A 4,488-nucleotide genomic window follows, 5' to 3' on the forward strand; every position below is an offset into this window, starting at 1 on the left:
GCTGCGTAGCGGCCCCAAAAAAGCGGGAGCAAGCTCCCTCGCCACAAGAAGCTCCCTTACCGCAGCAAGATCCCTCACCACAGGGAATGCATCCCGGGGTTGCAAGTTGCCGGGGCCGGCCGCATAAATTGGGGATGAACCTTCCTGAATCAACGGACACGGTCTTGAACGGTTTCCACCCCGCCGTCAGCACCTGGTTCCGCAGCACGTTCCCGTCGGTGACCGCCGCCCAGGCCCAGGCGTGGCCGCTGATCCGCCAACGCCGCTCCACACTGATCGCCGCACCCACCGGCTCCGGCAAGACCCTGACTGCCTTTCTCGCGGTGCTGGACGATCTCGTGCACCAAGGCCTGGCCAATGGCGGCCAACTGCCAGACCAAACGCTGGTGGTCTACGTCTCGCCCCTGAAGGCTCTTTCCAACGACATCCAGATCAACCTGCAAACCCCGCTGGCCGGCATCACCGAGCACTTGCAGCGCCTCGACCTGCCACCGCTGGCGATCCGCACCGCCGTGCGTACCGGCGACACTCCACAGAAAGACCGCGCCCTGATGCGCAAGCACCCGCCGCACATCCTGGTCACCACCCCGGAATCGCTCTACGTGTTGCTCGGCTCGGATTCCGGCCGGCAGATGCTTGCCAGCACCCGCACGGTGATCGTCGATGAGATCCACGCCATCGCCGCCAGCAAGCGCGGCAGCCACATGGCCCTGACACTGGAGCGCCTGCAGGGTTTGTGCAGCGAACCGCTGACCCGCATCGGCCTGTCCGCCACGCAAAAGCCCATCGAGGCGGTGTCGCGCTTTCTGGTGGGCACCGGCCGGCCTTGCGAGATCGTCGATATCGGCCACGCACGCCCACGGGACCTGGATATCGAAGTGCCGCCGGTGCCGCTGTCGGCCGTCATGGCCAACGACGTGTGGGAGCTGGTCTACGACCGCCTCGCCGAACTGGCCAGGCAACACCGCACCACGCTGATTTTCGTCAACACCCGGCGCCTGGCCGAACGCCTGGCCCGGCACTTGAGCGAGCGCCTGGGCAAAACCGCCGTCGCCGCCCACCACGGCAGCCTCGCGAAGGAAATGCGCCTGGACGCCGAACAACGGCTCAAGGCCGGTGAGCTGCAGGTGTTGATCGCCACTGCGTCGCTGGAACTGGGGATCGATATCGGCGATGTCGACCTGGTGTGCCAGATCGGCTCGCCCGGCTCGATCAACGGTTTTCTGCAACGGGTCGGACGCTCCGGGCATCAGGTCGGCGGCACGCCCAAAGGCCGGTTGTTCGCCACCACCCGCGACGACCTGATCGAATGCGCCGCCCTGCTCGACTGCGTGCGCCGGGGCGAGCTGGACACCTTGCTGATTCCGGTTGCGCCGCTGGATGTGCTGGCCCAGCAGATCATCGCCGAAGTCAGCTGCCAGGAATGGCAGGAACAGGCCCTGCTGACGCTGATCCGCCGCGCCTCGCCCTACGCCGAGCTGGATGAGCGTCACTATCAGGCACTGCTGCAAATGCTCGCCGAAGGCTACAACGGGCGCCAGGGCCTGCGCAGCGCCTACCTGCACCGCGACGCCATCACCCGCACCCTGCGTGGCCGGCGGGGCGCCAAGCTCACCGCCGTGACCAGCGGCGGCACCATCCCCGACAACGCCGACTACAGCGTGCTGCTTGAGCCGCAAAGCCTGAACATCGGCAGCGTCAACGAAGACTTCGCGGTGGAAAGCATCGCCGGCGATATCTTCCAGCTGGGCAACACCTCCTACCGCATCCTGCGAGTGGAACCCGGCAAGGTGCGGGTCGAGGATGCCCACGGCCAGCCGCCGACCATTCCGTTCTGGCTCGGCGAAGCACCGGGGCGCAGCGCGGAGTTGTCGTTTGCCGTGGCGCGTTTTCAGGGGCAACTGGACGCGCTGCTGGGCGCCACGCCGGGTAACCTGCAACCGGCGCTCGATTGGCTCACCGGCACCCTCGGCCTGAACCTGGCCAGCGCCGAACAACTGCTGGATTACCTGGCGCGGGCGCGGCTGGCGCTGAGCGCGCTGCCGTCCCAGGACACGTTGATCATGGAACGGTTTTTCGACGAGTCCGGTGGCACCCAATTGATCATCCACACGCCGTTCGGCAGTCGCATCAACCGCGCCTGGGGCCTGGCGCTGCGCAAGCGGTTTTGCCGCACCTTCAACTTCGAACTGCAAGCCGCCGCCAGCGAGGATGCGATCGTGTTGTCGCTGTCCACCAGTCACAGCTTTGAGCTGGACGAAGTGTGGCGCTACCTGAACAGCAACACGGCCGAGCACATCCTGATCCAGGCGGTACTGGATGCACCGCTGTTCGGCGTGCGCTGGCGCTGGAATGCCGGGGTGGCCCTGGCATTGCCGCGCTACACCGGTGGGCGCAAGGTGGCGCCGCAGATCCAGCGCATGAAGAGTGAAGACCTGATCGCCAGTGTGTTCCCCGACCAGATCGCCTGCCTGGAAAACCTCGCCGGCGAGCGCGAAGTGCCCGAGCATCCGCTGGTGGAGCAAACCCTCGACGACTGCCTGCACGAAGCCATGGACAGCGAAGGCTGGCTGGCCCTGTTGCGGCGCATGGAGCGCGGCGAAATCCGCCTGATCAGCCGTGATCTGCCGGCGCCGTCGCCACTGGCAGCAGAGATTCTCAGCGCCCGCCCCTACACCTTTCTCGACGACGCTCCGCTGGAGGAGCGCCGCACCCAGGCCGTGCTCAACCGGCGCTGGAGCGATCCGCAAAGCACCGATGACCTTGGTGCGCTGGATGCCGAAGCGATTGCCGGTGTGTGCGAGGAAGCCTGGCCGGCGCCCAATGGCCTGGACGAGATGCATGAAGCGCTGATGAGTTTGGCGTGCATTGCCGAATCGGAGGTCACGGCGCAGTGGGCAGAATGGCTGCAAGCCCTGGCCGACGGTGGGCGCGCCAGCCGATTGCAGATCGGTACCGGCCAGGCCGTTTGGGTCGCCCTGGAGCGCTTGAGCTGTTTGACGGCGATCTACCCGAATGACCTGCCGCTGTTGCCAGGTTTCGATGAGCCCTGGACCTTCGATGAAGCCTTGGTGGAAGTGCTGCGGGCGCGCCTGAGTGGTTATGGCCCATTGACGCTGATCGAGATCGCCGCGCCCCTGGCCTTGCCGGTGGCCGACGTATCACAGGCACTCGCGCGGCTGGAGAGCGAAGGCTACGTGCTGCGCGGCCGTTTCAGCCCCGGCGCCAGCGCCGAACAATGGTGCGAACGCCACCTGCTGGCGCGCATTCACCGCTACACGGTCAAGCGCCTGCGCCGGGAAATCGAGCCGGTGGCGTTGCAGGATTTCATGCGTTTTCTGTTCGACTGGCAGCACCTGTCGAACGGTACCCGCCGCCAGGGCAGCGCCGTGTTGCCGCAGATCGTCGCGCAGTTGGAAGGGTACGCCGCAGCCACTTCGGCCTGGGACAGCGATTTGCTCAGCGCACGAATCAAGGATTACGCGCCCCACTGGCTGGACGATTTGTGCCGCAGCGGCAAAGTGGTGTGGACACGCCTGAGCAACAAGGCCGGCGCGACGGCCCTGCGCAGCACGCCAGTGGTGCTGTTGCCCCGCAGCCAGGTGCCATTATGGAGTGGACTGACCGAAGCGCCGGACAGCACCGAGTTGTCGCCCAAGGCACAGAAAGTCCATCAGGCGCTGCGGGAAAACGGCGCGCTGTTTTTCGATGAATTGATCCACGAAGCCCATCTGCTGCGCAGCGAACTGGAAACCGCGTTGCAGGAACTGGTGGGCGCGGGGCTGGCGAACGCCGACAGTTTTGCCGGCCTGCGCGCCCTGACCACGCCGGTGAGCAAACGTCAGGCCCGCAGCAGTCGGCGCGGGCGTGGCGCGTTTGTCGGCGGGATGGACGATGCCGGGCGTTGGGCCCTGGTACGGCGGGCGCCGGTGGCGGACGGCACACGTCCGGGGGCTCACTCGGCCGAGACGCTGGAGCATGTGGCGATGACCTTGCTGCGCCGCTACGGGGTGGTGTTCTGGCGCCTGCTGGAGCGCGAGGCGGACTGGCTGCCCAGTTGGCGGGAATTGCTGCGTACGTTCCACCGGCTGGAGGCCCGGGGCGAGATTCGGGGCGGGCGGTTTGTGAGTGGTTTGGCGGGGGAACAGTTTGCGTTGCCGGAAGCGATTCCGCTGCTGCGGGAAGTTCGGCGGCGGCCTCACGATGGCAGCTTGATTGCCGTGTGTGGGGCGGATCCGCTGAACCTGGTCGGTACGCTGCTGCCGGGTAGCAAGGTGCCGGCGTTGAGCGGTAATCGGCTGGTGTACCGGAATGGTTTGCCGGCGGCGGTGGAGATTGCCGGCAAGCAGCAGGTGTTGCTGGAGTTGGATCAGCAGGAGGCCGGGTTGGTGCGGGAAAAACTGATCAGACACTGACTTGTGCAGCGCCCGTAATGACGCCTTCGCGAGCAAGCCCGCTCCCACATTCGATCCGGTTCCACCCTTGGAA

1 protein-coding gene is annotated in these 4,488 nt (G+C 66.2%); it reads left to right on the top strand.

Going from position 1 to position 4,488, the window contains the following annotated elements; all coding sequences use genetic code 11:
* Window positions 1-134: 134 nt before the first annotated feature.
* Window positions 135-4,415 carry an Lhr family helicase gene (locus ACW9I6_RS30985; protein WP_457340191.1) on the top strand — a complete coding sequence of 1,427 codons (4,281 nt, stop codon included), beginning with the start codon at window positions 135-137 and terminating at the stop codon, window positions 4,413-4,415.
* Window positions 4,416-4,488: the final 73 nt, after the last annotated feature.

Source organism: Pseudomonas sp. SDO5522_S412 (assembly GCF_054071215.1).

Bases quoted from the DNA above. Each gene is read 5' to 3' on its own strand.
- ACW9I6_RS30985 (WP_457340191.1), top strand. From the start codon at position 135: ATGAACCTTCCTGAATCAACGGACACGGTCTTGAACGGTTTCCACCCC.